The 1,878-nt window shown below is 61.8% G+C and carries 2 protein-coding genes; one reads left to right on the forward strand and one right to left on the reverse strand.

The window, feature by feature from the left end; translation table 11 throughout:
• A partial coding sequence (locus H5397_RS17300; RefSeq protein ID WP_309224401.1) for an Eco57I restriction-modification methylase domain-containing protein occupies window positions 1-1,074 on the forward strand: 1,074 nt, incomplete at its 5' end.
• A 124-nt stretch (window positions 1,075-1,198) separates the two neighbouring features.
• Here H5397_RS17300 and H5397_RS17305 read toward each other — a convergent pair.
• On the reverse strand, window positions 1,199-1,878 hold a 680-nt coding region (locus H5397_RS17305), incomplete at its 5' end, for a PfkB family carbohydrate kinase (protein ID WP_220492398.1).

A 1,878-nucleotide genomic window follows, 5' to 3' on the forward strand; every position in this document is an offset into this window, starting at 1 on the left:
ACCTTCCCGAGCCGGCGCGCCAACGCCGACCCTGATCAGAACTTGCATGGGCTTCGATCTTGCTCGGGAGGTACGCCCGTTTCACGTCACCTCGCCGAGAGCCATCCACAGGTTCTGATCATTGCTCCATACCAAGTCAGCCAAAAGGCTGTGCTGATCACCCCGGCGCGCTTCCTCTTCAATGCTGGCTTCACACCCAAGTCCTGGAACGAGAAGATGCTGGCCGACCCGCATCTACGCGTTGCCCACTACGAGGCCGACTCCAACAGATTGTTCCCGGGCCTCGCCGACCCGATCAAAGGCGGCATTGCCGTGACCTATCGCGACGCAGCCACCGTCATCGGACCGATCGGCTCCTACGCCAAACACCCCGAGCTCGCCACGATCCTGAGCAAGGTCGAAGGAGCCGGAGGGTCGCCCTTGGAGACCATCGGAATCACGAGTTCACGCTCCTACCGGTACACCAGCAAGCTGTATGAGGACCATCCAGACGCGCTGGAACTGCGCCCGGAGGGTAACGCGGCTCTGATCAACACCAATGCCTTTGAGCAGTTCGCATTCCTGTACTCGGACGAAGAGCCGCCGACGGGGGACCATGTCGCCCTTCTCGGGATCATCAAGAACCGACGTCACTTCCGCTGGATCAGGCGCGAATACGTTTCGGGTCCAGAGAGCTTCACCCGGCACAAGGTCGCAGTTCCTGCCGCAAATGGATCGGGGTCGACCACGGACTTCTTCGGTGTGGCGCTGAACAACCCCACAGTGCTCGCACCAGGAGTAGGAGTGACTCAGACCTTCCTCACCATCGGCTCCTTCGAGGCCGAGCCCGAAGCGCTGGCGTGCCTCAAGTATCTCAAGTCGAAGTTCGCCCGGACGATGCTCGGAGTCCTGAAGGTCACTCAGCACAATCCCGCAGCGACGTGGAAGCACGTCCCGAACCAAGACTTCTCCGACGACTCCGACATCGACTGGTCACGGCCGATACCAGAGATCGACCAGCAGCTGTACGCCAAGTACGCGCTCGATGCCGACGAGATCGCCTTCATCGAGACCAAGGTCAAGCCGATGGAGTGAGCGTCGATCGCTCAGCTTGAACGGTCCCGCATCAGGTCAGCAGCGGTCCAAGAAGTCCCCGGGTGCGTCACCCGCCTCCTTCCACCGTCCTCTGTGAAGAGCCGGTTCAATGGCTGGTTGGACTTCAGAGTGCTCCTTGCCTCTGGTCTGGCAGGGGTGATGCAGAGTCGGGGTAGGAGGGTTGTGCGCCGCGTCCGGTGCAGGCGTAGGCGCCAACGCGGGCAGCGAATCGGGCCGCATCGATGAGGGTGCTTCCCTCGGCCAAAGCTGCAACGGTTGCGCCCACGAACGCGTCCCCTGCTCCAGTGGTGTCGACGACTTTGACTTTAGGGCTTGGGACCGCCGCAAGCCCGTCGCGGTCGGCAACCAGGGCTCCTTGTTCCCCTCGCGTCATGATGACGGAGCGAACCCCGTGCTCGATCAGGCGCTGGAGTACGTCCTCGTCGCTCAGGGATGCGTCGGGATCGGTTCCGGTCATGACGCCGAGGGCGAGTCTGCCTTCGTGCTCGTTGACGATGAGTGGGTCAGCTCTGCTGAGCAGGTAGCTGGGCAGGTCTACGACTGGTGCCAGGTTGAGGACGACGCGGTGGTTTGCGAGTTCGATGGCTCGGCTGAGGCCGTCGATGGGGATTTCTCCTTGAAGGACGATGAGGTCGGATGTGGTGACCTCTGCTCTGAGCCTCGATCCGCCGATGCTGTAGGGCGGGTCTGATGGCGAATGCTCCTGTGACAAGCAAGGATAGGACTGCTTAGGTTCCGTTCCAGCTGCTTGACAGGAGCACTCGTAGTGCGAGTCTGCCACAC

Source organism: Propioniciclava sp. MC1683 (assembly GCF_014164675.1).
Classification (GTDB): Bacteria; Actinomycetota; Actinomycetes; order Propionibacteriales; family Propionibacteriaceae; genus Propioniciclava.